The following is a 24,561-nucleotide window of genomic DNA, read 5'->3' on the forward strand; positions in this document are numbered from 1 at the left end:
GTTTCCGTACAACAGATGGATGCGCACTTGCAGGTGCGACAATGTGCCATTTTTCAGTGCAGCAAAGCCATCCCCTTAGCCTGCTAACGACTTCGTATTTTGCCCCACCAAGGTGATAGCCGAACGCCATGGTCTGAATCTTGCCTTGCTTATCCGCTTCAGCGCGGCCCCTTACAAAGGGGCCGAGAATGGGAAGTTTCGCTACAGGGCTCACCTCACAGGGCCCACGATGGCAAACTTTCCGAGGCCTTTAACGAGGGGCACAGGTCCCGGCCATAGCGCCAGGACTGCACCATTGGTGCGTTGTGCTCAGAGGAGTAGTCGGGCATGCAGGCTTTTTTATCACCAGGAATCAGACTGCTTGGGCGCTTCGGCTTTGCCCGCAAGTTTCAGCTGTTGTTTCTGCTGTTCATTCTGCCGCTGATGGGCAGCCTGTGGATGATCGGCCAGGATTACCGCGACAAGCTGAGTCTGATTTCCGGCGAGCGTGCCGGGGTTCGTCAGTTGCTGGCCCTCGACGCCCTCGACAACCTGCTCGCCGCCCAGCGTGACCGCGCCGCCCGCTGGCGAGCCACGGAAACCAATCGACAGCCAACACCCGCAACCCTCGCCGCCATGGCTGCGTTCGACGTGGTTCAACCCGCCCTTGACCAAGCTGCTACGGACCTCGGTACGGCCCTGCGAATCGAAGGTGCCACTGGCGACACCTTGAGTCGCTATCAAGCGCTCCATGCGGCGCTCAATGGCCTGGATTCGAAGAGTCTGAGCAGCGTCGGCTGGTGGCCGGACGGCTACGAGCGTTTCACCGCTGCGTTGAGCGCGCTGCAGGCCTTGCGCGAGCAAATCGCCATGGATAACCGGCTGATCCTCGCCCCTTGGCTGGAAACCTACCTGCTGACGCAGATCTCTACTCAACACGCGCCGGACCTGATCGAACGGGTTGGTCGCCTCGCCAGCGTCGGTCAGGCTTCAGTGGTGTCCGGGCAATTCACCCTGCAGAGCCGCCTGCAACTGCGGGATCTGCGCAGCCGCATCGGCGATGCCCGCGAGCAGCTGGTGAAGACCGGCAGCCTGCTTGAGGCCCGACTGCCCAGCGCTTTGCAGTCCTGGGCCGGGCAATACCACGACAGTCTGAAGCGTCTGGACGAGGGCCTCAAAGTACTGGATGACGGGGTCTTCGGCGGCAGCATCAAGCTCAAGCCGGAAGACTTCGAGCACAACCTCGACGCCCTCCTCAGCGACCTGGCGTCGCTGCGCCAGCAGTCTCTGCAGTCGCTGGACAGCCGCCTGGATTACTACCATAGCTCAGCCATCGGCCAACTGATCCTGGTGGCGACGATCTTCGGCTGTTTGCTGCTGGCCGCGCTGTACCTGTTTGTCTGCTTGCAGGCCTCGATCCGCCGCAGCGCCAGCGGCATCACCCTGCTGGCCGAAGCCCTGCGTGACGGCAATCTGTCCCTGCAAGTGCCGGTGCACGGGCGCGACGAACTGGCCGCCATCAGCACCGCGCTTAATGTTGCCGTGGTGCAACTGCGCACCAGCCTGCTCGGGGTCGATCACGAAACCCTGCAGCTGAGTAATGCAGTACAGGCCCTCAACGATCACTCCAGCGGCGCCTTGGGCGAAGTCGAAGCGCAGCAATTGCAGATCAGTCAAATCGCTGCGGCGGCGACCCAATTGGCCGCCACCTCACAAGGCGTTGCGCAGAGTTGCGAACAGGCCTCCAGCAGCGCCCAGCACACCCAACGCATCGCCTCTGACAGCAGCCGTGACAGCCAGCGGACCACCGCCAGCATTCAGCAACTCAACCAGCGTCTGAACGACACTGCCGCAGCGCTGGGTCGGGTCAGCGCTCAGGGCCAGCAGATCCAGCTAGTGGTCGATACCATTCGCGGGGTCGCCGAGCAGACCAATCTACTGGCGCTGAACGCTGCCATCGAAGCGGCCCGGGCCGGCGAACAAGGCCGGGGGTTTGCCGTAGTCGCCGATGAAGTGCGCAGCTTGTCGCAGCGCACCCAAATTTCTACCGCGCAGATCGCCGGCACCGTCGACAGCCTGCGGGCCACGGTGAACGAAGCGGTGACCTTGATGGAAGCCGCTTGCGGCCAGGCGCATACCGATGCTCAGGCCGTAACCGGGCTTGGCGAACGCCTGGGGGAAATTGCCAGCGCGGTGCAAAGCGTCACCGACACCCTGGCGCAGATCGCTACGGCCGTTGAAGAACAGGCCTGCACCGCCGATGAAGTCAGCGGTAATATTCAACAGGTCGATCAAGCGGCCGTGCGCCTGCTCGAAGGCGCGCGAGCGGTGAACTGCGCAGCGGACACCTTGAGCCAGGGCAGCAAGGCGCTGAGTGAGAATACCGGAAGGTTTCGCCTGAGTTGAGAAAGCGCCGGACCGAGGCCTACCAGTGCTTCCAACGCCCTCCCCTACCACTGCAGACCGAGGTTTTCGATAAACAGTTGATAGTGTAGATAAATTTTCAATAAAAACGCTTGACGCATTTCCGTTATCGGCGAATAATGCGCGCCACTTGGCTACATAGCTCAGTTGGTTAGAGCATAGCATTCATAATGCTGGGGTCCGGGGTTCAAGTCCCTGTGTAGCCACCAAGTACTAAAAACGGCTTACCGAAAGGTAGGCCGTTTTTTTATGTCTGGAGAAAGGTAAAGCGCCCTGCGTCAGCGTTGATGAGGCATAGTCGCAATCAATACGACGCAATCAGTGGCCAGGTAAGCCGCTAAAAAATGGCACAGGGAATGAATTGCCATTTCATCAGGTTCAAGGGAGTGTCATGCCACAACAGTCTTTGAAAACCCGTATCGCCGAAATTCCAGCCATTGAAAAGCTTGAGACCAGACTCAAGGTTCAATCTGCAATCCTTTTTCTGCTGACGGTATGTCTGTCCCTGGTGGTCGTGGCTATCTGGGAGATATGGAGCTCGCGCCAGTACCATTTGCGCGACAAAGAAGTCGCGATGTCAAACCTTGCGCAGACCCTGTCATCGCAAGCGCAGGCGTCAATCAAGCAAGCCGATACCGTATTGTTCGGCCTGGTAGACCGTCTCGAAATCGATGGCATGGGCCACGAGCAGATTCCCAGGCTGCAACGGTTGCTCAGTTCCCAGCGCAACGAGTTGCGACAATTGCACGGCCTGTTCATCTATGACGAAAAAGGCCAATGGGTAGCGAACTCGAACGGGTTCATCCCGGCCAACGCCAACAACTCCGATCGCGAATATTTTATCTTCCATCAAGAGCATCCGGACCGCGGCCCGCATATCGGGCCTTCGATACGAAGTCGCTCCACCGGCGAATGGATCATGCCCGTGTCGCGCCGGATCAATCACCCTGATGGCAGTTTTGCCGGGGTGGTACTGGCGACCCTGTATCTCGACCATTTTCTTCAGCTATACAACAGCATTGATATCGGCGCTAACGGTGTCATCAATCTGATCTCAGCCGACGCCAGAATCACCATTCGCCGCCCCTTCAAGGAAGCTGAAATCGGCACCAGCCTGGCGGGCGCTCCTCTCTTCACTGAACTCCTGCCCAAGGGCCCTTTTGGTTCCGCAACCGTCAAATCCCATGTGGACGGTGCCGAGCGAGTGGTGGGTTATCGGCGACTCGATCAGTATCCGTTGGTCATATTTGTCGCGCTCAACAAGGACGAAGCCCTCGCAGGCTGGCGACAGGCATCGTTGCTGAGCGCGTCGATCGTTGCTTTTCTGCTGATGATTCTGGGGCTGCTCGGCTATCGATTGATCAGGCTCATGAAGCAGCAAAATCACATCCAGAACGAATTGCTGGGTGCTCAGGACAAACTGATCGAGGCCAATCGGACGCTGGAGTTATTAGCGTTGGAGGATGCACTGACAGGACTGGCGAACCGACGTCAGTTCGACCTGTTCATGCGTGCGGAAATGAGCCGCGCCAGGCGCAGCCATGGGAGTGTTGCACTGCTGATGATCGACGTCGATCACTTCAAAAGCTTCAACGACAAATACGGGCATTTGGCCGGCGACGAATGTTTGCGCACCATCAGCTCGATCATCCGGCAGAACATCAAACGCCCCGGTGATCTCGCTGCGCGTTATGGTGGCGAGGAGTTTGCCGTGGTATTACCCGGCACTGACTATGTCGGGGCATTTCTGATTGCAGAGAAAATCCGCCACGCTGTTCAGCTGGCAGGAATCGAGCACGACGAAAGCAGCGAAGGCACAGTGACGGTCAGCCTTGGTGTCAGCGCCTGCAGCCCGACATTGCAAGAACTGCCCGATGATTTGATCGGCGCCTCCGACAAGGCACTCTACGTCGCCAAAGCCAGTGGAAGAAACATGAGCGTTATCACTAACTGACTGACTGACTCAACGATGCACAGCAAGGGGTGCTCGCTGACAATCCCGCAGACCAGGAAAGTCGCCTCGCACGTTGCACCTGTTTCTGTTGGCCGATACATTCCCCAACTGTCGGCTGCGCTCGACACCTCTTTTTCCAACGGACGGAGTGCCCCGCGTGTTCTCAGCCTTCAACTTGAGCCACTGCCGCTTACCAGCTCTTTCGCTGATAGCCGTCGCATTCACCCTCGTCGCCTGCACTGCCCCGCCTTCCGCGCCCTCCGGCAGCGCCCTGGCGCTGGCCCCGGAACATGCTTCGGGTTATCGCAGCGATTTGCACACCCAATACGCTTCTCGCCACATGGCGGCCGCGGCCAACCCGTTGGCAGCCGAGGCCGGGCGTGAAATGTTGCGTCAGGGCGGCTCGGCGATCGATGCGGCGATTGCGATGCAAGCGGTGCTGACCCTGGTGGAACCGCAATCCTCGGGCATTGGTGGCGGTGCGCTGATCATGCTCTGGGACGGTAAAACCGCGCAGGCCTATGACGGTCGCGAAACTGCGCCGGCGGGAGCGACCGAAAAGCTCTTCTTGCAAGCTGACGGCCAACCGATGCCGTTCCCCCAGGCTCAGATCGGCGGTCGTTCGGTCGGGACCCCGGGGGTGTTGCGTGCCCTTGAGTTAGCCCATAACAAGCACGGTCGCTTGCCTTGGGCACAGTTGTTCGAACCGGCCATCCGCCTGGCGGAGCAAGGCTTCCCGATCTCGCCGCGACTGCACGCGCTGATTGCAGCCGATCGCGCCCTGCCCCACTCGCCGGACATGGCCAGCTATTTCCTGAATGCCGATGGCAGCCCGAAAGCCACCGGCACCCTGCTGAAAAATCCGGCGTTGGCCGCTGTACTGCAACGAATCGGCAAAGAAGGTCCCGCGGCCCTTTATCAAGGCTCGGTCGCTAAGGAGATCGTCGCCAAGGTTCAGCGACACACCAACGCCGGCAGCCTGTCGATGAACGATCTGCAAGGCTATACCGCCAAAGAACGCACACCACTGTGCATCGACTACAAACGCTGGCAAGTCTGCGGCATGCCGCCGCCGTCTTCCGGAGGGATAGCCGTCGCGCAAATCCTCGGCACCCTACAGGCCCTGGAAAGCCGCGATAGCCGCTTCGCCCTGCCGCCCCTCAAGCCAGTCCCGACCAGTACCACGGCCGGCATGGAGCCGGCGCCAGAAGCCGTCCACCTGATTGCCGAGGCCGAGCGCCTGGCCTATGCCGACCGCGGGCTCTATGTGGCTGATTCGGACTTCGTCCCGGTGCCGCTCGCAGGCCTGGTCGCCCCCGACTACCTGGCCGCTCGAGCCGCCTTGATCGGTGAACGCAGCATGGGTCCGGCCAAACCCGGCAACCCGGCCGGCGTCCAGCTGGCTTACGCTGCAGACCGCTCGCCGATGCGGATTTCCACCTCACAGGTGGTCGCAGTAGATGATCAGGGCGGCGCCGTGTCGATGACCACCACCGTGGAAGCAGCCTTCGGTTCTCACCTGATGGTTCAGGGCTTTTTGCTCAATAACCAGATGACCGACTTCTCCTTCATCCCGGAGGAAAACGGCCTGCCGGTCGCCAACCGCGTCGAGCCCGGCAAACGTCCGCGCTCTTCCATGGCCCCGACGCTGATCTTCGACCGCCAGAGCGGCGAACTGGTCGCCACGCTCGGCTCTCCGGGCGGCTCGCAAATCATCGAATACGTCGCCAAGTCCGTGGTGGCCCTGCTCGACTGGAACATGGACCCGCAAGCCGCCATCAGCCTGCCCAACTTCGGCAGCCGCAACGGCCCGACCGAACTCGAGCAAGGACAATTCAGCCCGGCGCTGATGCAGGCGCTCAAGGACAAAGGACATGAGGTGAAGCAGATCGACATGACCAGTGGCACCCAAGCCATCGTCCGCGTCCGCGATGCCCAGGGCAAAGCCTCATGGGCCGGCGGTGCCGATCCACGGCGTGAGGGTGCAGCGCTGGGGGATTGATCGGGGCCGGGGATATGAAAAAAAACATCAGCTCTTTCGCGTCATTGCGAACGTCCCTATTGGCGACGCCCTGGGGCACGCCTCCAACTTGCTACATCTTGCAAAGAAACTCGCACTGGATGCTGCGATAGAGCAGACGCTGACCGCTATGCTTGGGCTTCGCATTATTTGGGTGAGATGGGCAAAGCGCTGCTGGATGACGTGCACAAAGCCGTTTCAGCGCTGCCTGTAAGCCGCTGATATCAAGGGAGCCCGAGGGAGGTCACCAAGTTGGCCTGCCCGCACATCGGAGTCTCCCGCTTGTCGACTTGCAACAGTCCCAGGACGGGACTAGGATTATGCCATGAGAATTATCGCCATCAGTCACCTGAAAGGGTTCTGGGAAAAACATCCTGACTCAGAACAATCCTTACTGGCCTGGATTGACGAAGCCAAGAACGCTAACTGGTCAAACCCTGCGGATATTAAGGCGCACTTCCGTAGCGCCAGTATTCTCAAAAGCAGCCGAGTCGTGTTCAACATCAAAGGAAATGACTATCGGCTCGTTGCTGCTGTGGCCTACCGCTTCGGTGCCATTTACATAAAGTTTGTCGGCACCCACAGGCAGTACGACGCGATCAACGCCGACACCGTTGAAATGGAGTAACCACCATGAATATTCGCCCGATTCACACCGATCAAGACTACCGTGCTGCACTCAAGGAAGTGTCCGCGCTATTCGACAACGAACCAGAGCCAGGCACCGCTGAAGGTGACTACTTCGACATCATGATCACCCTCATCGAAGCCTATGAGTCGAAGCAATTCCCGGTCGATTTGCCCAACCCTGTCGATGCGATCAAATTTCGCATGGAGCAGTCCGGCTTATCCGCAGCTGACCTGGCACCCGCCATTGGCCGGACCAACCGGGTCTATGAAGTGCTCAATGGCAAACGCGCATTGACGCTTCCAATGATCTGGAAGCTGCATGAGTTGTTCGGGATCCCGGCAGAGAGCCTGATCAAACCAGTGAAAATGGCTTGATCAAGATGCTTTTGATGCCCCCCCCCCGCAAATCAGGCCGACACACCCAGTATAATATGTGATGCCTTGATCACCGCCGTAGCGCTTACCCCAGGTGCCAGGCCCAGTTCTGCCACGGCCTGACGAGTGACGATCGAATAGACTTCGGCACCACCGTCCAGCTGGATAACCACTTCGGCATTGACCGCACCATCGGTGACGCTGGTGACTTTGCCTTCCAGGCAGTTGCGTGCCGAGAGGCGGATATCGCTGGATTCGGTCATCAACATGACCCATGGCGCTTTCACCAAGGCGATGGCTTCTTTACCGACAGCCAGACCGAGGTTCTTGACGCTTTCCATGGTCACTACGGCGACCAGCTCATTGCCACCCGATAGCTTCAAGGACACTTCGGCATTGACGGCGCCTTCCTGCAGCCTGCTGATGTTGCCTTTGAAGACGTTGCGCGCACTGACTTTCATGGGTATGTACCCTCGAATAATAATTTTTGAGAACCGCCTCGCCCGTCATTGGACATGGCCCCGCGGGACTCAACCACCCTGTTCAATCTCACCTCAGGCGCTCACCCCTCGCCTAGCGGCTGTATTTCAAGCCCTGGCGCGACGCATGGCGTTCCAGCGCCAGATCGATCAGCCGACTGACCAGCTCACTGTAGCTCATGCCCGCAGCCTGCCAGAGCTTGGGGTACATGCTGATGCGGGTGAAGCCCGGCAGCGAATTGACTTCATTGATCAGCACTTCACCGGTATCGGTGAGGAACATGTCGACGCGGGCCAGGCCGCAGCAGCCGAGTACCTGGAACGCCTCGATGGCGAGGGCGCGGATGCGTTCGCTGCTCTGCGGGCTGATGTTTGCCGGAACCACGACTTCTGCGGCCTGGTCATCGATGTATTTGCTGTCATAGGAGTAGAAACCGCTGCGCACCACGATCTCGCCGCAACCGCTGGCGATCGGCTGGTCATTGCCAAGCACCGCGCATTCGATTTCGCGGCCGTTGACGGCAGACTCGATGAGGATTTTTTCGTCGAAGTTCAGCGCCAGCGCTACAGCCGCCACGTACTCGGCCTCATTGCTGACCTTGCTGACGCCCACCGAGGAGCCCTGGTTCGCCGGTTTGACGAACATCGGCAGGCCGAGCTTGCGTTGCGCCTGAGCAAAATCGGTGCGCGCGGCATTGGCGCGGGTCAGGCTGATGAACGGTGTGATTGCCAGGCCGGCATCGCGTAGCAAGCGTTTGCTGACGTCCTTGTCCATGCAGACCGCCGAGCCGAGCACATCGGAACCGACGAAGGGCAGGTCTGCCATGCGCAACAAGCCCTGCAGGCAACCATCCTCGCCGAGGGTGCCGTGGACGATGGGAAAGATCACGTCGATATGCCCCAGCAGCTCCTGGCTGGACGTCTCAACCAGTTGCTGGCTGGACTTGCCGGGCACCACCGCCAGCTCGCGGTTCGATTGATTGAGGGCAATCAGTGCCGGGTTTTCCTGGTTGATCAGGAAGTTCGAGCTGTCATTCAGATGCCAGCGCCCTTGCTTGTCGATACCGATCAGCATCGGCTCGAAACGCGAGCGGTCCAGCGCATCGACGATGTTCTTCGCTGACTGCAACGAGACTTCATGCTCCGCTGAACGACCACCAAAAATAATCCCAACCCGCAATTTGCTCATCATCCGGCCTCTTGGTGAAAGTACTGTTTCTTGATACGACCAGCGAAGGACTCAGGCCTGCGCATAACGCAGATGAATCAACGCCACCCGCTGGTCCTTTTTATCTTTGCGCTCTTCTATGGCGTAAGGCGTAAAACCGAGTTTGGGATAGAGCAGCAGCCCTGCTACGTTCGAATTGAAGCAGGACAAGGTCACCTGGCCGGCGCGATGTTTGCCCAGGGCGGTGTCGATCATGTGCCTGATGAGATGCCCACCTATCCCTCCCGCTCGTGCTTCGGGATCAATGATGACGTTGCCGATGGTGCAGGTTCCCTCGGTTTGCCACTGGTAGAAGTTGGCGAAACCGACCACTCGCCCATCCAGTTCGATAACCGTCGAATCCGAACGCTGGGCGATGGAGTGACGCAATTGCTCGTGGGTCAATGGCCAGGAAGCCGCGGGGAAGAAGAAAAACAACTCGTCCTCGTTGCGGGCAAAACTGCAGATCCGGGGAATGTCCTGTTCCTCTACTGGCCGGTAGCCAAGCTTCATCTTCTGTCTCCTGACAGGGTGCTTTATTGGGTAGTTCTACCCGACCTCACGTGCGGGGATCAACACCTCGGCCCCGATGAAGACAGTCGACCAGCATTGCGTTAACGTATTTTCCATTGAGCACAGAGCAGGGCCGCTCCCATGGGCAAACATCGCAGCCAGACCGACTGGCTTCACCGCGCGCCGCGCGCCAGCGGTATGGAGCGCATCGAGGCATTTTTTTCCGGTCACGGTTATGACCTGCACCGCCACGATACCTACGCCATTGGCCGAACGCTGACGGGCGTGCAGAGCTTTCAGTATCGCGGCGAGTGGCGACACAGCCTGCCGGGCGGGACCATGGTGTTGCATCCCGATGAAGTCCACGACGGTGAGGCCGGCACCGAGGAGGGCTTCAAGTATCGGATGATGTACATCGAACCGGCGCTGATTCAGCAGATACTCGGTGGCAAGCCTTTACCCTTTATCCAGACTGGCCTGTCTGCTGATCCACGGCTGTATGCGGCTACCCATGTGTTGCTGCAGAGCCTGGACTGCCCGCTTGATCCGCTGGAAGAACAGGACGCGCTGTTCGACCTGGCCAATGCCCTGAATGCCGTGTCCGGCGCGACTGCAACTCGCCAGAGTTTCGATTACCAGGCGGCGGAACGGGCTCGGGAGTTCATCCACAGCGCGCTGGATCGCACCGTGACCCTCGATGAACTGGCCGAGCATAGCGGTCGGGATCGCTGGGGGCTGTCACGGGATTTTCGTCTGCTGTTCGGCACCAGTCCTTACCGTTACCTGACCATGCGCCGCCTGGATCTGGTCCGTTCGTTGCTGATACAAGGCCAGCCGCTGGTCAACGCTGCGTTGATCGCTGGCTTCACCGATCAAGCCCATATGACCCGACAGTTCAGCAAAACCTACGGTCTGTCGCCGGCGCGCTGGTTGAAGATGCACGGGTGTTGAAGCCTGCACAATCGTTCAAGAAACACCCTGCTGCCTTGGCTATTGTCGACTCAAGATCACCCAGCGGATGAACCTCATGAGTCACTATCAAAGCCTGAACTTCGCGCAAAAACTCAGCCTTTTCAATGAGCACTGGACACCGAAGGTCATCGCCGAAATGAACGATTACCAGTTCAAGGTGGTGAAGCTGCAAGGGGATTTCATCTGGCATGACCATGCCGATACGGACGAGACTTTCATCGTCCTCGAAGGTCAGCTGCGCATCGACTTTCGAGATGGCCAGGTGTTGGTGTCCCAGGGCGAAATGTATGTCGTACCCAAGGGCGTCGAGCACAAACCCTTTGCCGAGCATGAGGTCAAGCTGCTGCTGATCGAGCCCAAGGGTGTCTTGAACACAGGTCATGAGGGTGGCGAGCGGACTGCGGTGAATGATGTGTGGATCTGACGCCGGGACTGCGGGGTAGGTGACGCCCGAAGCGCTATAGTTGGACGGACAACATTCGGCGGCTATCAGGGAGTTATGCAATGGATGGTTCACGCAAGGCGCTATTCGATGGGGTCGCCAAGACTCTCGGCCACAGCTTCGACGGCGAAATGCGCATCGGTGGCAACTATGTGCCGGCGCTGCAAAACGGTGATGAGGTGTACGTCAGCGGACAGATCCCGCGCATCGACAACACTGTGATAGTGGTCGGCCGGGTGGGCGCGGAAGTCTCTGTGGAACGGGCCCGACATGGGGCGAAAATCTGCACTATGCGCGCGCTGGCCATCCTCGGGCAGTTACTCGGCGACCTGGAGCGGATCAAGCAGGTCTTGCGCATCAATGTCTATGTCCAGAGTGCTGCCGACTTCACTCAGCAAAGCGAGGTGGCGGATGCTGCGTCCGAAGTCCTCTATTCGATTTTTGCCGACGCCGGCGTCCACACCCGAACGTCTGTGGGCGTTTATCAATTGCCGAAAAATGCCTCGGTGGAAGTCGACATGATTGTCGCGCTCGAGCCGGCGCCAGCCCCTCATGAGGAAACCGAAGACTAGGAATCCGGGCATAGATCCTTGAGGTGTTGCTGGGGTCTCTATGTAGGAGCAGCCGGGCGGCGTTCCGTTTGCTCGCGATGGACTCAAAGGCGGCGCGTTTACTCAGAAAACACGCGTTATCGTTAACGTCCATCGCGAGCAAGCTCGCTCCTACAAGGCTCGCACATGACTAAGCCCGGATGCCACCGCCTCACATCCGACCCTGGGCACACGCGAACCAAAATACCCGGCGCTGGCGACCCCGACCGCGCCCATGACTGCGCAGTAGATCACGCAGATCCATGGGCTCCAGGGCATCAACCCGATCAACAGCAAGGGGGTGATGCTGGCCCATAGGGCGTACGCGATGTTGTAAGTGAAGGAGATCCCGGAGACGCGGATTCGCGCCGGGAACAGGCTGACCATCACCGACGGCACTGCACCGACCACGCCACAGCTCAGGCCTGCTATGGCATAGGCCAGGCCAACCCAGCTGCCGCCAGCGATCAGGCAGCCATAGAGCACAGCAATGCCCAGTGGCAGCAGCAGACTGTAGAGCATGACCGTGCGCCAAGCACCGATCCGGTCGACGATCAGCCCGGCGAGTACGCAGCCGATGTTCAGGAATACGATGCCCAGGCTGCTCAGCGCGAAGGTATGGCTGGCGCTCATGCCGAAGGTTTTTTGCATCATGGTCGGGGTGATCACCACAAACACCACTACCGCCGAGGTCAACACGCAGGTGAGGATCATTGCCGGCCACATGGCCGGACGATGGTCACGCAGCACCGTACGCAGGGGCAGTTCGGCATCGGTTTCGCGGCGCGCCTGCATGGCCATGAACACTGGAGTCTCGCTCAGCCAGCGGCGCAACCAGACGCCAATCACGCCGAACACCCCGCCCAGCAGAAACGGATAGCGCCAGGCGTAATCGAGGATTTGCGCTGGTGTATAGACCTGCGCCAGCACGGTCGCGGTCAATGCGCCGATCAGGTAGCCGAAAGTCAGCCCTGCCTGCAGAAAACCCAGGGCATAACCGCGATGGCCTCGCGGTGCATGCTCGGCGACGAACACCCAGGCGCTCGGCACTTCACCGCCCACCGCGGCGCCTTGCAGCACCCGCAGCACCAGCAACAGCAATGGCGCGAAATAACCGATCTGGGCATAGGTCGGCATGATCCCGATCAGCAGACACGGCAGAGCCATCATCAGGATACTCAGGCTGAAGACCTGCTTGCGCCCCAACTGATCGGCGAAATGCGCCATCAAGATCCCGCCCAGCGGCCGTGCCAGGTAGCCGGTGACAAATATTCCGAAACTTTGCAGCAAGCGCAGCCATTCGGGCATTTCCGGCGGGAAGAACAGCTGGCTGAGGGTCAGCGCGAAAAATACGAAAATGATGAAATCGTAGATTTCAAGCGCACCACCCAAGGCCGCCAGCCCCAGCGTCTTGTAGTCAGACCGGGAGAATGGCGCCGGTCGCGAATCGATAATGGCAGTCATATACAAACTCTGAGTAGGCAGAACCACGGCGCCAATGGTCTACGCAAATGCTCGCAGGGACAACCCGATCAGGTCTGTGGGTTGGTTTTCAGGTGGGTTTTGGGTAGTGACGGATGAATGCCAAAGCCAGCGTCCCTGTGTTAGAGCCCGTCAATCAGACAATGGTCGATGCAAAACCGCGAAACAGCTCCGGCAACATCAGACGGATTGTTTTACTGTTGGCGCCTGACCAAAAGAGCCATTGCGGCTCTGTGGACACCACAACAAACATAAAAAATCTTGAGGTATTTCCGTGGCCGCTGATATCGAAGATAGCCGCTCCGCCCGCTTTGCCCTGCGTTGCGCCAGTTTTGCCGAACGCTGGTTCCCCGACTCCTGGGTGTTTGCCGCACTGGCGATCATGATAGTCACCGTGGCGACCCTGTTCATGGGCGCGAAACCCACCGATGCCGCCAAGGCCTTCGGTGACGGCTTCTGGAGCCTGATCCCATTCACCATGCAAATGGCCTTTGTGGTAATCGGCGGCTATGTGGTCGCCAGTTCGCCGCCTGCGGTGAAGCTGATCGACCGTCTGGCGCGGATCCCGAAAAACGGTCGTTCCGCGGTGGCCTGGGTGGCACTGATTTCCATGGTCGCGTCGCTGCTGAACTGGGGCCTGTCGCTGGTGTTCGGTGGCTTGCTGGTACGTGCTCTGGCCCGGCGCACCGATTTGCGCATGGACTACCGCGCCGCCGGTGCCGCCGCTTACCTCGGGCTGGGTGCGGTCTGGGCGCTGGGACTCTCGTCGTCCGCCGCGCAGTTGCAGGCCAACCCGGCCAGCCTGCCGCCGTCGATTCTGGCGATCACCGGCATGATTCCCTTTACCGAAACCATCTTTCTCTGGCAGTCCGGCGTGCTGTTGCTGGCGTTGATCGTGGTCTCGCTGATCATCGCCTACGCTACGGCCCCCGGTCCGGGTTCCGCCCGTGACGCCAAAGCCTGCGGTATTGACCCGAGTTTCAGCATGCCGGCGCCGCAACCGCGCACCCGCCCGGGCGAATGGCTGGAATACAGCCCGCTGCTGACGATTATGCTGGTGCTGTTGGCGGCAGGCTGGTTGTTCCATGAGTTCTCGACCAAACCGGCGATCAGCGCGATCTCCGGGCTGAACACTTACAACTTTCTGTTCCTGATGCTCGGCGCACTGCTGCACTGGCGTCCGCGCAGCTTCCTCGACGCCGTCGCCCGCGCGGTGCCCACCACCACCGGGGTGCTGATCCAGTTCCCGCTCTACGGCTCCATCGCGGCGCTGATGACGGTGGTCAAAGGCACCGATGGCCAGTCCCTGGCGCACCACATCTCGACCTTCTTCGTCCAGATCGCCTCCCACGACACCTATGCCCTGCTGATGGGCGTGTACTCGGCAATTCTGGGGTTCTTCATCCCATCGGGCGGCGGCAAGTGGATCATCGAAGCGCCCTACGTGATGCAAGTCGCCAATGACCTGCAATACCACCTTGGCTGGGCCGTACAGATCTACAACGCCGCCGAGGCCTTGCCCAACCTGATCAACCCGTTCTACATGCTGCCGCTGCTGGGCGTCCTGGGGCTGAAAGCGCGGGACTTGATCGGCTTTTCCTTCGTGCAATTGCTGGTGCATACACCGCTGGTGCTGTTCCTGCTGTGGGCGCTGGGGACGACGCTGGTGTATGTGGCGCCGATGATTCCATAGCTCTTTTGGCCGCCAAAAGATCGCAGCCTGCGGCAGTTCCTACAGATTTTGCGTACACCCGATGATTTGCAGGTGTAGGTGATTGGTGAGCTGCCGCAGGCTGCGATCCTGGCTCAGCCTGTTTTTATCTCCTGAAAAGAATCTCCCCGCCCAATTCGGTGTCACCCGCTACTCTCCCTGCACGGACAAATCCCGGACAACCGGGATCCTGACAAGGAGCCAAGCATGATGAAACTCACTGGACTGCCCTTAACCCTCGCTGCCCTCACCCTGAGTGCATCCGCGTACGCCGATGTCGATCTGAAGTTGGGCAGCACCGAGCGTGTGACCCGGCTGTTTGCCTATCCCAATAACTGTGAGGTGATTTGTTACCGCGACTGGACGCTTGAACAAACCGTCGAGCATTACCTGACCCAAAGCGTGCAACGCGATGGTTACAGTGCGGCGAAAGTCAGCGTCAAAACCGACAATGACCAGCTTTACGCGGCAATCAGCGGTGTACCCAAGACTTATGAGAAGCCACTGGCGGCGCTACTGAATGCCGGTGACCTGGCCTATAACGGCGCAAGCAAACTGAATGCCGATGGCAAGTGGGCTTACAGCTGGTACCTGTTTCTACCGTTGGGGATGGCGCTGGAGAATCGCAAGAGTGTCGAGTTGCTGCACTTCCCGCCGGATTACTCACTGACCCGTGCCCAGGACTATCTGGAGTCCGCCACTACCGACCGCTGGGCCACTTTATTGACAGCCAATGGCATTCCGGCAGAGCAGACACCGGCCTACCAGACCATCATCGACATCGCGCCAATTGCCGCGCCGTCCAGCGCGGGTAAGGATCTGGAGGGTGTCTACGACTACTTCAAGGATTACCAGACCACCATGGTCAAGGAAGTCAGCCAGAATGCCAGCGGCGCGGCCTTGCCGATGGTCGCCTTCGGTGCGCCGGTGCGTAACTGGATCAAGCAGCAATATGGGGCAACTGTCACTGTGCTGGGCCTGGCGGAGATCAGCCCGACTAAAGAAGTGACAGTGCCGGTTCTGGGCTCCAATCACCCAAGCTATATCTGGTATGCCGCCGACCCTGCGAGTTATGACGGTGATCAAGCCAAGGCCGATGCCGCCGGTTTGATCGTCATGGGCCAGGATTTGAGTGCCGCGTGCTGGCAGGCCGGGATGGGCAGCAAGCCTGGAAGCGATCCGAATGTGCAGCTGAAAAGCTGTATGCAAACCTGGCAAGTAACCCAGAAAGAGCAAACCTGCGAGCTGTTCTACACCTCGATCCGCAATCTGACAGCGGCGCAAGCTCAAACCAAGTGCTCGACAACTCCGATCAAGTCTCAGCTGAGCCAGCTCAAGGCCCCCGCACCGGTAGCCTCGATCGTCGCACCACGACTATAAAACCAACCGCCCAGGCCTGCGTCGGCCTTGGATGACGCAGGCAGGAGCCAACATCTACTGTCAGATCTGACAGTAGACCCTCTCATTCATTTGCGAGACCCTTGAGGTAAGCCCATTTGCTGCAGGACTGGCAGGAAAGCCTGCGCTGCGCGGTTGCAGCACCGAACCGACAAGGACCGTTATGAAAATCCAGGCGTTGGAAAAAAACCGTAAAGCACCCACCGATGGCCTTTATCCATGGGATGAGCTATCCACCTTGCAGGGCTATCCCTCGAAGCACAGCTTCAAGATTACCCACAGCGAACACGGCAGCGCCGTCGTTGCATTGCTGGACCTGCAACGCAGACGCCGGATCTGCAAGGTATCCGGACAGCTGCTATCCGCTCGCGGCCCGCATACCCGGCAGTTGATGCCCGGCATCCATGCCCACGATCCCTATTTCAGCGGCTTGTTGCCACACTCCTGCGATCCCAACGTCTTTCTCGACATGAGCGATCTGTGGTTATGGTCGTTGAAGGATATTACCAACGGCACGGTGCTGTGCATGGACTACGCCAGCACCGAAGACCAACTGTTCCATCAATTCGCCTGCTGCTGCGGTTCAGACGAATGTCGAGGCTGGATCACCGGCTACAACGAACCGCCGAATGCCGACGGACAGCTGTTTTTGCAGCACTGGCACCGACACAGCCTCTGTTGAACGGCAATGGTCAAATCGCTCCCACCGGGCGCAAGCGATACTGCGGCGGCAGCTGTTCAAAACCGCTGATAGTCGCGTTCAGGCTTTTCCAGCGACCGTCCTTGATGCCATAGATGCAGCCGTGGATCGATAGGGCCTGCCCACGATGCCAGGCGTTTTGCACGATGCTGGTGTGGCCGACATTGGCCACTTGCTGAATCACGTTCAGTTCACACAGACGGTCGACGCGCTCTTCTTCCGTGGCCAACAGGGCCAGCGCTTCACGGTGCTCGTAGTAAAGGTCGCGAATCGAGCGCAGCCAGCCGTCGATCAGCCCCAGCTGACGATCCTGCATCGAGGCGCGCACTCCGCCACAGCCGTAGTGGCCGGTGACCAGGATATGTTTGACCTTGAGCACATCCACCGCGTACTGGATGACCGACAGGCAATTGAGGTCGGTATGCAGCACCACGTTGGCCACGTTACGGTGGACGAACAAGTCGCCAGGCAGCATGCCCACGATCTCGTTAGCCGGTACGCGCGCGTCCGAACAGCCGATCCACAGGTATTCCGGGGTTTGTTGGCGGGCCAGTTTGGCGAAGAATTCAGGATCCTCCTGCTTGATCGCATCGGCCCAGCGCTCGTTGTTATCAATCAGATCTTGCAGTTCGTTCATGCTATGAAGCCTCAAGAATGATGCGCTACTTTGACATACGACCGCCGGTCGGGGTCACGCGCTGGGTGCAGATAGCGGAGAGAGGATAATACCGTGGAATCTTAAAGGGTAACGCCTGTCCACCCTATAGGACCTTTATTATGAGGAGTTGTCATGACCGAATCACGACGTCCCTACGGCGCGCCACAGCCGGAGGAGATCGACGACACCGAAGATCGCATGGGTTCGATGCAGGAGCTACATTTCGATGAAGACGAAACACGCGACCGCATCGCCGAGCTGACGCCTGAAAGCGAACGTCAACAGGCCCATGCGCCCAAGCGCGGCCATGAAGCCGGTATGACCGGGGCCACGACGCCAGATCATGAATCGACTGATGACGACCTCAACGCCGAAACCATGATCCTGGAAGACGGCGCGCGCGACGCCGATGAAGCTGGCGAAGACGAACCAGCCGACTGGGACCTGAGCATCGTCGATGAAGATGACATCGGCGGAGGCAATGGCCTGGATGAAGCTGAAATGGCGGAACGCGAGCCTGTGGATGGCAACCGGTAGCCCACGGTATCACTGGAAACGCGCCCAACCTGTAGGAGCTGCCGCAGGCTGCGATCTTTAGCGGACAGCCGTTATAACGTCAAAAGATCGCAGCCTGCGGCAGCTCCTACGGGAGGTAATCTAGTCAACCAGGGTGCAGGCCATCACGACCGCATCTTCACGCCCGCCCACTGCCGGATAATAATCGCGTCGACGACCGATTTCGTTGAAGCCGTAACGCTCATACAGCTTGAAAGCCGCGCGATTGCTGTCGCGAAGTTCCAGGAAGCATTCCCGGGCCTTCGCTTCGTAAGCGCGTGACATCAAGTGCTCAAGCAACTGCAAGCCAAGACCGCGCCCCTGGTTTTCCGGTTTGACCGTGATGTTCAGCAAATGCGCTTCATCCAGGATGATCTGGACGACACCGTGCCCCACCTGTTGCTCGCCTTCGAACATCAACCAGATCTGATACTTGCCCAGCCCATCGAGAAAAATCCCACGGGTCCAGGGATGGCTGAACGCCGCGTATTCGATTTTCAGTACAGCGTCGAGATCCGCCTCGATCATTGGGCGGAACGATACAGCATCACTCATCTTTGCTTTTCCAGCGCGCCATCAGCCGACGCATGGCTTGCCAGATATCAGCCTTACGCTGTGGCTCTTCCATTAATAATTCCAGGCCCGGCAGCGCCCAGACCGAGCCCAGACCTTCGACCTGCAGTTCACGGTTGTAGGATTCGGCGTTCGCCTCACCGGCAAAACGCACCGCCGGCAGGCCGATCAGCCACAGACAGACGCAGGGTGCGTCCTCAAGGCGCGCCGAAACAAATCCTTGCACAAAATCACGAGCCGCGTCCGGACCCTGGTCCATAGTGCCGCGCGCCAGCAACGGCCAGCGCACCGGCTCGCCGACGATTTGCGGGCTGTCCGGCAGGCCGGCGGCGCGAAGCATGTCTTTGAGCAGCAAATAGGCCGGATCGCGGGTCTGGAAGGCTTCGCCTGTGGGTAACTCCACCAGCAGCAGACAAGCACCCGCGCGCAGCAGTTGCAAGGCGAAACGTGGTGGCGGCACTTGCGGCGCCCTGGCTACCGGGGCAGGCGCCTGCTGGGCCTGGACCGCGGGCTTGCTCACGCTGGTCGGCCGTGGCACTTCGATCTTCGCCCGCTCGACAGGCCTGGCCACAGGCTCTACTGCTACTTTCGCAACCGGTGCAGGCGCAACCACCTCGACCAGCGGCTCAGGCATCACCAGCAGCTCGGGGCGCGACGGCGCGGCAAACGGCAATTCGGTGCGCGGCAGCCAGTTGACCACCTGCATGGCGGTCAAATAAGCGCGGCGACGGGACTCGATAAGCAAAGGTCGGCCACTTGTGGATAACTAAAGATGGGGGATTCTACCGCCCTTCGTCCAAGATCGCCCGCCGTTGATCGATAGAAAATCCCCAGTACGTCTCATCAAAGGACCGGGGGTGAATCGCAGACCCTGCGATGCAGTACAATCGCCGCCTTAAATCGTCAACCAGCCGGCCTCTTCGATGATCGAACCCAAGCGCGTCTTGCGCGCCCTCGCCGAACACTGGGCACTCCTGGAGCCACTGTGCGAGCACTTCGACCAAGGCACTTTGAGCCTCAACGAACTGCGTTCACAGCTGGGCGCCCAGCAATTGGACAGCACGCCACAGGACATCACCAGCCTGCTGGACGTGTGGATCCGCCTGGATATTCTGGTCCCGGTGGCAAAAAGTCCGAACCGTTTCGAGCTGAACGCACAGATCCACGACTTCCTCGCGTACTTGCGGCGTGAGCACCGTCTGGGCCTGTGCCTGGAAATCGAAGCCTATCTGCGCCATCTGGAGCGGCTGGCCGGTTATATCCAGGACGCCTTCGACATCCGCGACGGCAGTGATCTGGCACGCCAGTTGCGATTGCTGGATATGCGCGTAAGGGATGTCCTGAAAAAACTCGCCAACGACGAGCAGGCCCTGGTGGCGGTCGCCGAGCGGGCCAAGACCAGTGACCGGCAGATCCCGCTGCGTCAGCGCTACGCCGAGGTGCTGGCGACCTGGGACGAATACGTCGAACCCATGATCCAGCTGGTCAACGCTGACGGTGCGTTCGAGCAAGGCGTGCGTAAAGTCGAGAACGTGCTGCTGCGCATGCTCAGCGAACAGCAGCGCCTCGGCCACCTGGTCGATGACGACATGCTGCTGCGCACTCATGCACGCATCCTCGAAATGCAGACCAGCGCCCAGTTGACCCTGCGCCACGCCCGGGAACTGCTGCTGCCACTGCGCGAAGAAGCCCGCCGCCATAACGCCGTGACCCGGGGTGCAGCACTGGCGCTGGCAACCATCCGGCGCAAGGGCATCGATGCGGTGCCGCAAGCGGCAATGCCCATGTTCACCCGGCCGCAAAGCACCTTCCTCGGCAGTGCCAGTCAGGTTGAAGCCTATGTTTATGCCCTGGCGCGTTTCGAGCCAAAACCGGCGCTCTTCCCCAAGGCCCACAAGATTGAAAAGGGCGAAGCCCCACGCGCGCCGCGCACCGTTCGGGAAATGCTCGAGCGCTGCGAAGACGCCCTGCCGATGCCGGATCTGATGACCTGGCTGCTGGAACAGGAACCGGACGGCGCCACCGACGAATTGCTCTACTGGTTCTCGCGCCTCTCACGGGAGAAACGCTTCAAACGCGAGCGTCTCGAACGCCGCGACTACCACACTCATGAGCACCAGGTCAGCCTGCGCTCCTTCGCCCTGCTCTCGGCCCGCGATGACGCGCCCGAGAATTCTGCGAGCACTGCAAATGCATCTTGATCTTTCCGAATTGTCCCAGCTCGCGCCGATCTTTCGCGAGCTGTTCAAGGGTTATCATGTCAGCCGCCGCGACCCGGAGCTGTACACGCAATTGTCGAACTTCCAGGACCAGTACCGCACGCTGTTCAAGGCGCTGGGCTATGAGCTGGTCTGCGATACCCGTGGTTTCTACTACTTCGTTCCGGACCTGGCCGCCGCGGCGGTGAACAAAACCGCCCAACGTCTGGCGCTGTTCACCTTCATCATCGTCGAGCATCTGGCAGATCAGGGGCGCGACCCGGTGGCGGTGCTCGACGGTGGCAGCCTTGGTCGCGATGAGCTGCCGTCATTGCTGGAGAAATACCGCGACCTGTTCATTCAGGCTGAAGTACAGACCCAGGAAGAGCTGGAAGAAAAAATCATGCGGCGCATGACCCAGCTGGGCTTCGCCAGCGAGGAAAACGGCATCTATCGGTTCCTGCCACCGATGCACCGTTTCCTCGATGTTTGCCTGTCGGTCCAGCAGGACCGTGATCTGGCTGCGAGTCTGCACAGCGCATTGCCGTTGCCGGCGCCGGTGCTGATCGATGACGACAGCGACGAAAAACTGCTGGAAACCGATGATCCGCTGGACCTTAGTGACTTCGAGGAAGAGAGCGAAGAAGACGCTCTGGCCCGCGCCATTGCCGCTGAACAGGAGATCGACGCATGAGCCAGGAACGCTACGGCATTCGCCGCTTCGCCCTGCTGAACACCGCCGGTTACAGCCTCGGTCTGTTTCCGCTGGAGCACCCGTTGTCGGTATACGGCGCGAACAACCTCGGTAAATCCGCCTCGATCAATGCCTTGCAGTTCCCGATCCTGGCGCGCATGTCGGACATGAGCTTCGGCAAATACAGCCTGGAACAATCGCGGCGCTTTTACTTTGCCTCGGACACCAGCTACATCCTGGTCGAAGTCTGCCTGCCCCACGGTACCCACGTGATCGGCGTAGTCGGTCGCGGCCCGGGGGGCGGCTTCGGTCACCAGTTCTTTGCCTATGCCGGCAAACTCGACCTGGCGCATTACCAGAAAGACGACACCTGCCTGCGGCAGAAAGAACTGTTCAACAATCTCGAGCGCCAGGGCCTGAAAGCCTATGAGCTCAAGCCCGAAGAACTGCGACGATTGCTGGTCGGCGGTCACACATCGATTCCACTGGACCTGACCCTGATTCCGCTGCGCTCCACCAGCGAACAGAGCTTGAAGACCTTCCGCGCATTGTTCATCAACTTGCTGCACATGCGCGAAATCACCGCGGCCAAGCTCAAGCAGCTGTTCCTCGACGCTTTCGAACACAGCCTGCGCTCCGGCAGCGTCGACTACATCGCCGCTTGTGAGGAAGCTTTCCGTGATGTCCGGCGGATGGAGCAGGACTACAACTCGCTGGTTACAGCCGGTCCCCTGGTCGAAGCCCTCGCCGCCGGGGTCACCCAGCGCAATATTCTGCGTGGCAAGCTGCATCGCCTGTCGCCGCTGCTCGACTCCTTGCTCGGTACCTGGTCGGACTACGCCGGTGCGCGCAAGGAAGAGTTGCTGATTCAATCCGAGCATTATCGTAACGAGCAGGACTCACTGCAAAACGACCAACGCAGCAGCACTCAGGAACTGATGCGTCTGGAACGGGAAATCAGCGGTATCCAGCGCTGGCTCGGTGAGCTGTCGGTGCTCAAGCATCGCTTTGCGCTGGTCGATGACGTAAAGGTGCTGGAACAGCAACTGTTGGCTGCCAAGGATGCTCACGATGAACTGGCCGGCGCCCTCGCACAGTCTCGGCAGTTCAGCGCCGAAGACCTGGAAGAGCGTCTGCGGGATCTGGAAAAACGCCTGAAGTCGGTCAAGCAGCAACTCGATCACGCCGACAACAACAGCTACGCCCGTCTGCGCGAAGAATTCTCGCAACAGGACGTCGAACGCCTGATGCGCCTGTTCAACAGCGCGCTGTTCAGCTTGCCGCTGGGCGAGCACGGCATCGCGCTGGACGAGAATGGCGATTGGGTCAAATCCATGGAGCTGATTCTCGATGGCTTCAAGGGCGAGCGCTTCGAAGTGCCGGGCCTGTCCATCGATCTGTCGAACATCGAGCCGCCGGCGCTGCAAGCCCTGGCCGACCGCGCTGCGTTGCGGGATCAGAAAGAGCGTCTGGAAAAAGAACTCAAGCAGCTTAAGACACAGCAAGCCGTCGCTGCAGACCGCGCGGCCAGCAAGACCCAGACCGAAGCGCTGTATCAGCAGGTGCTGGATGCGCAGAAAGCCCTGGAAGACTTCCGCCGCTCGCAAACCCTGAGCGCCGAGGAAGGCGACAAGCTCGAGCAACTGGCGCAGATGGAAGGCGCTCAGGATGAACTGAAACGCTCCAGCGATGCCTTCACCGAGCGGGTCCAGCAACTCTCGGCCAAACTGCAACTGGTCGGTCGGCAGCTCGGCGACATGGAAGCCAAGCAACGTACCCTCGACGATGCCCTGCGTCGCCGTCAGCTGCTGCCAGCCGATTTGCCGTTCGGTACGCCGTTCATGGACCCGGTCGACGACTCCATGGACAACCTGCTGCCGCTGCTCAATGACTATCAGGACAGCTGGCAAGGTTTGCTGCGCAGCGATGGGCAGATCGAAGCCCTGTATGCTCAGGTTCGCCTCAAGGGTGTGGCCAAGTTCGACAGCGAAGACGATATGGAGCGTCGCCTGCAGCTGCTGATCAATGCCTACGCGCACCGTACCGACGAAGCCCTGACTCTGGGCAAGGCGCGCCGCGCGGCGGTCACCGATATCGCCCGGACCCTGCGCAACATCCGTAGCGACTACGACAGCCTTGAACACCAGCTGGCCTTGTTCAACCGCGAGATCAACAAGCGCCAGGTATCCAACCTGCAAAGCTTCCGCATTGTTCTGGCGCCGAACAAGGAAGCCCTCAAGCATATCGACCAGATCATCCACAGCGCCGGTCAGTATGAAGAAGGCGAAACCCTCTCGGTGTTCGACCTGAGCCAGAGCGCCGATCAGGACAACAAGAACGAAGAAGCCAAGGAGTACCTGGCGCGCCTGGTGGCGGCAAACCATAACCAGCTGGGGCTCAAGGACCTGTTCGAACTGGCGTTCGAGATCACCAAGGTCAACGGCCAGCCGGTTATCCACACCGACATCGATGGCGCCGCGTCCAACGGTACGACCATGACCATCAAGGCGCTGACCAACATGTATTTGTTGCTGCACTTGATGGATCGCGATCAGGCCGGGCGCGTACGTCTGCCGTACTACCTCGACGAGGCGGCAGACATCGACGAGAAGAACCAGGCCGCGTTACTGGAAACCAGCCTGCAACTGGGCTTCGTGCCGATCCTGGCCAGTGTGAAACCGCAGGTCTGCGCCCATGTCGCCATCGACCTGGAAGGCGGCAGCGGGCCGAACGGGATCTACATCGATGAGGCGGACTGGAAATACATCCGTCGGCATGACGAGGTGAAAACCACGGTCAAGGTTGAATCGACCGAGCCGGAACTGGACGAGGTTTAAGCGCTCACTGCTGCAGGAATGAAAAGGCCGCGATCCATTGGATTGCGGCCTTTTTTGTGAGCGGGGGCTTGCCCTGATGCCTGTAGGAGCGAGCTTGCTCGCGATGGACTCAAGGGCGGCGCGTTTATTCAGACAACACGCGTTATCGTTAACGTCCATCGCGAGCAAGC

The 24,561-nt window shown here is 59.7% G+C and carries 22 protein-coding genes, 1 tRNA gene and 1 pseudogene; 17 read left to right on the top strand and 7 right to left on the bottom strand.

What is annotated here, in order from left to right:
• Positions 1-327: 327 nt before the first annotated feature.
• The 7 genes and pseudogenes from ACA064_RS27570 to ACA064_RS27600 all read left to right on the top strand — a co-directional run bounded on the left by ACA064_RS27570 (position 328) and on the right by ACA064_RS27600 (position 7,382).
• A complete protein-coding gene (locus tag ACA064_RS27570; RefSeq protein WP_497670949.1) occupies positions 328-2,385 on the top strand; it encodes a methyl-accepting chemotaxis protein in 2,058 nt (685 codons plus the stop codon).
• A gap of 150 nt (positions 2,386-2,535) precedes the next feature.
• Positions 2,536-2,612: transfer RNA gene (locus ACA064_RS27575), tRNA-Met, on the top strand.
• A 182-nt stretch (positions 2,613-2,794) separates the two neighbouring features.
• Positions 2,795-4,357, top strand: coding sequence for a sensor domain-containing diguanylate cyclase (locus ACA064_RS27580; RefSeq protein ID WP_497670950.1), 1,563 nt, complete (start codon positions 2,795-2,797; stop codon positions 4,355-4,357).
• A 157-nt stretch (positions 4,358-4,514) separates the two neighbouring features.
• Entirely contained in the window at positions 4,515-6,359 is a 1,845-nt protein-coding gene (ggt, locus tag ACA064_RS27585; protein ID WP_497670951.1) for a gamma-glutamyltransferase, read from the top strand.
• Positions 6,334-6,599, top strand: a pseudogene (locus ACA064_RS27590) (DUF3077 domain-containing protein). The gene ggt and the pseudogene ACA064_RS27590 overlap by 26 nt, the downstream one beginning before the upstream one ends.
• 103 nt (positions 6,600-6,702) lie before the next feature.
• Complete coding sequence (locus ACA064_RS27595; RefSeq protein WP_497670952.1) at positions 6,703-7,005, top strand: type II toxin-antitoxin system HigB family toxin; 303 nt, start codon at positions 6,703-6,705, stop codon at positions 7,003-7,005.
• A gap of 5 nt (positions 7,006-7,010) precedes the next feature.
• Positions 7,011-7,382 (top strand): helix-turn-helix domain-containing protein, encoded by a 372-nt coding sequence (locus ACA064_RS27600; protein ID WP_497670953.1) that lies wholly within the window; start codon positions 7,011-7,013, stop codon positions 7,380-7,382.
• Between the two features lie 32 nt (positions 7,383-7,414).
• Here the strand turns inward: ACA064_RS27600 and ACA064_RS27605 are convergent, their stop codons facing one another.
• The 3 genes from ACA064_RS27605 to ACA064_RS27615 all read right to left on the bottom strand — a co-directional run bounded on the left by ACA064_RS27605 (position 7,415) and on the right by ACA064_RS27615 (position 9,581).
• Positions 7,415-7,843 carry a TOBE domain-containing protein gene (locus ACA064_RS27605; RefSeq protein ID WP_497670954.1) on the bottom strand — a complete coding sequence of 143 codons (429 nt, stop codon included), beginning with the start codon at positions 7,841-7,843 and terminating at the stop codon, positions 7,415-7,417.
• Positions 7,844-7,955: 112 nt separating this feature from the next.
• Positions 7,956-9,050: a D-alanine--D-alanine ligase gene (ddlA, locus tag ACA064_RS27610; RefSeq protein WP_497674345.1), complete on the bottom strand. Its 1,095-nt coding sequence runs from the start codon at positions 9,048-9,050 to the stop codon at positions 7,956-7,958.
• Between the two features lie 51 nt (positions 9,051-9,101).
• Positions 9,102-9,581 carry a GNAT family N-acetyltransferase gene (locus ACA064_RS27615; RefSeq protein ID WP_497670955.1) on the bottom strand — a complete coding sequence of 160 codons (480 nt, stop codon included), beginning with the start codon at positions 9,579-9,581 and terminating at the stop codon, positions 9,102-9,104.
• A 141-nt stretch (positions 9,582-9,722) separates the two neighbouring features.
• On the opposite strand from ACA064_RS27615, the gene ACA064_RS27620 reads away from it, so the two are divergent.
• From ACA064_RS27620 to ACA064_RS27630, 3 genes are all read left to right on the top strand, one after another.
• Positions 9,723-10,532: an AraC family transcriptional regulator gene (locus ACA064_RS27620; RefSeq protein ID WP_497670956.1), complete on the top strand. Its 810-nt coding sequence runs from the start codon at positions 9,723-9,725 to the stop codon at positions 10,530-10,532.
• 76 nt (positions 10,533-10,608) lie between these two features.
• On the top strand, positions 10,609-10,977 hold the full coding sequence (locus ACA064_RS27625; RefSeq protein WP_497670957.1) for a cupin domain-containing protein: 369 nt from the start codon (positions 10,609-10,611) through the stop codon (positions 10,975-10,977).
• An 80-nt stretch (positions 10,978-11,057) separates the two neighbouring features.
• On the top strand, positions 11,058-11,567 hold the full coding sequence (locus ACA064_RS27630) for a RidA family protein (protein ID WP_497670958.1): 510 nt from the start codon (positions 11,058-11,060) through the stop codon (positions 11,565-11,567).
• Between the two features lie 150 nt (positions 11,568-11,717).
• Here the strand turns inward: ACA064_RS27630 and ACA064_RS27635 are convergent, their stop codons facing one another.
• Positions 11,718-13,049, bottom strand: coding sequence for an MFS transporter (locus ACA064_RS27635; RefSeq protein WP_497670959.1), 1,332 nt, complete (start codon positions 13,047-13,049; stop codon positions 11,718-11,720).
• 292 nt (positions 13,050-13,341) lie between these two features.
• On the opposite strand from ACA064_RS27635, the gene ACA064_RS27640 reads away from it, so the two are divergent.
• From ACA064_RS27640 to ACA064_RS27650, 3 genes are all read left to right on the top strand, one after another.
• Positions 13,342-14,760 (top strand): short-chain fatty acid transporter, encoded by a 1,419-nt coding sequence (locus ACA064_RS27640; protein WP_497670960.1) that lies wholly within the window; start codon positions 13,342-13,344, stop codon positions 14,758-14,760.
• Between the two features lie 225 nt (positions 14,761-14,985).
• A complete protein-coding gene (locus ACA064_RS27645) occupies positions 14,986-16,158 on the top strand; it encodes a hypothetical protein (protein ID WP_497670961.1) in 1,173 nt (390 codons plus the stop codon).
• Positions 16,159-16,339: 181 nt separating this feature from the next.
• Positions 16,340-16,858 carry a lysine methyltransferase gene (locus ACA064_RS27650; protein ID WP_497670962.1) on the top strand — a complete coding sequence of 173 codons (519 nt, stop codon included), beginning with the start codon at positions 16,340-16,342 and terminating at the stop codon, positions 16,856-16,858.
• A 10-nt stretch (positions 16,859-16,868) separates the two neighbouring features.
• On the opposite strand, the gene can is transcribed toward ACA064_RS27650, so the two are convergent.
• Positions 16,869-17,513: a carbonate dehydratase gene (gene can, locus ACA064_RS27655; protein ID WP_497670963.1), complete on the bottom strand. Its 645-nt coding sequence runs from the start codon at positions 17,511-17,513 to the stop codon at positions 16,869-16,871.
• Positions 17,514-17,666: 153 nt separating this feature from the next.
• Here can and ACA064_RS27660 point away from each other — a divergent pair, with 153 nt between their 5' ends.
• Complete coding sequence (locus ACA064_RS27660; RefSeq protein ID WP_497670964.1) at positions 17,667-18,071, top strand: serine kinase/phosphatase; 405 nt, start codon at positions 17,667-17,669, stop codon at positions 18,069-18,071.
• 120 nt (positions 18,072-18,191) lie between these two features.
• Here ACA064_RS27660 and rimI read toward each other — a convergent pair whose 3' ends face one another.
• Both rimI and ACA064_RS27670 read right to left on the bottom strand, forming a co-directional pair.
• Positions 18,192-18,644, bottom strand: coding sequence for a ribosomal protein S18-alanine N-acetyltransferase (gene rimI / locus ACA064_RS27665; protein ID WP_497670965.1), 453 nt, complete (start codon positions 18,642-18,644; stop codon positions 18,192-18,194).
• Positions 18,637-19,407 (bottom strand): energy transducer TonB, encoded by a 771-nt coding sequence (locus tag ACA064_RS27670; RefSeq protein WP_497670966.1) that lies wholly within the window; start codon positions 19,405-19,407, stop codon positions 18,637-18,639. The genes rimI and ACA064_RS27670 overlap by 8 nt, the downstream gene beginning before the upstream one ends.
• Before the next feature lie 178 nt (positions 19,408-19,585).
• On the opposite strand from ACA064_RS27670, the gene mksB reads away from it, so the two are divergent.
• The 3 genes from mksB to mksF are packed head-to-tail and all read left to right on the top strand — an operon-like array spanning position 19,586 to position 24,391.
• Entirely contained in the window at positions 19,586-20,863 is a 1,278-nt protein-coding gene (mksB, locus tag ACA064_RS27675) for an Mks condensin complex protein MksB (RefSeq protein ID WP_497670967.1), read from the top strand.
• Positions 20,853-21,554 (top strand): Mks condensin complex protein MksE, encoded by a 702-nt coding sequence (mksE, locus tag ACA064_RS27680; protein ID WP_497670968.1) that lies wholly within the window; start codon positions 20,853-20,855, stop codon positions 21,552-21,554. The genes mksB and mksE overlap by 11 nt, the downstream gene beginning before the upstream one ends.
• Positions 21,551-24,391, top strand: a complete 2,841-nt coding sequence (mksF, locus tag ACA064_RS27685) for an Mks condensin complex protein MksF (protein WP_497670969.1) — start codon at positions 21,551-21,553, stop codon at positions 24,389-24,391. Before mksE ends, mksF begins: the two co-directional genes overlap by 4 nt.
• The last annotated feature ends 170 nt before the right edge of the window (positions 24,392-24,561 follow it).

The organism is Pseudomonas sp. LBUM1658, from assembly GCF_059716055.1.